General features: G+C 66.9%; 2 protein-coding genes. Both read right to left on the bottom strand.

All coding sequences use genetic code 11. From position 1 onward, the window contains the following. Positions 1-672 carry an MspA family porin gene (locus QSJ19_RS26515; protein WP_502876351.1) on the bottom strand — a complete coding sequence of 224 codons (672 nt, stop codon included), beginning with the start codon at positions 670-672 and terminating at the stop codon, positions 1-3. A 69-nt stretch (positions 673-741) separates the two neighbouring features. Continuing rightward, a partial coding sequence (locus QSJ19_RS26510) for an MspA family porin (protein ID WP_286324039.1) occupies positions 742-1,155 on the bottom strand: 414 nt, incomplete at its 5' end.

Below are 1,155 nucleotides of genomic sequence, written 5' to 3'. Positions count from 1 at the left end.
TCAGCCGAGGCTGAAGGGTTTTCCGTAGAGGAAGAGGACGCCGCTGACTTCGTCGGTCTTGACGGTCACCTTGATCTTGGCCTTGGCCGATGCGTAGCCGGCGCAGCCGTCGAGGCCGAACTTCTCCTGGCTGTAGGCGAAGCCGCCGGTGGAGCCCTTGAACTTGTAGCCGGAGACCTTGTAGTTCTTGTAGGCGGTGTCATCACCGGAGGTGGTGTTGATCACCGGCACAAAGGTCGACTGGCCCGGTCCGAGGGTGAACCCGCCACCGGCCTTGGCCGACGGTGAGGCCGCCGCACCACCGCTGGGGCCCGGTTCCACCGACACCCCGGCACCGCCGTTGGCGCCGGCACCGAAGTTCACCTGGCAACCGACCAGGTAGCCGGCGGCGATCCCGCCACCCTGGGCCTTGCCGCCGACGGTGACCTTGACCTTGCCCGACAGCCACGCCTCACGGCTGGTGGCGACATTCGTGACGGCCTTCTGCACGTTGACGTGTTCATCGAAGAGCCGGACGGTGACCGGGGTGCCGTCGACCAGCGTCTTGGACAGGTACCCGCCCGGCAGCGGCCCGGCCGCGGCGCCACCGGCACCGAGGCTGCTCAGGCCCACCACCACGGCACCGGCCAGACCGAGGGCGCCGGTCACACGCGTGTTGATCGTCTTCATCAAAGATCCTTCGGGAATGCCGCTGAGCTCAGCATGCGCAGCGGACGTGGATGGTCGGAGTGCGTCGACAGCTCAGTTGAGGCTGAACGGTTTGCCGTACAGGGTCGACTGCAGGTAGGTGCCCTCACCGTTGACGGTGCCGTCATCGGTGTTGTAGCCCTTGGCGCCCACGGTCGTGACGATGGTGCGTGCCGAGGCGTAGCCGCCGCAGCGCTCCACGTTGATGCCGAACTGATCGAGCTGGACCGCGGCCACGCCGCCATCCTTGATGTCCCTGTCGGTCACATCGACGACCGCGACCTGACCCGGTTTCAGCGGGATGGTCAACGAACCCGACAGCGACGGGCTCAGCGCCTGGGTGATGCTGCCGGAGAGGCCGCCCTCCAGCCCGGTGATGTCGACCTGGCAACCCACCAACACCTTGACCGCGATGTTGCCGTTGACCCCGGCACTGGCCTTGGCCCGGTAGGTACCCGAGACCACAGC

It is taken from the genome of Gordonia sp. ABSL11-1, from assembly GCF_030315685.1.
In the GTDB taxonomy this organism is placed as follows: domain Bacteria; phylum Actinomycetota; class Actinomycetes; order Mycobacteriales; family Mycobacteriaceae; genus Gordonia.
This window is presented reverse-complemented; position numbering and strand designations above follow the sequence as displayed.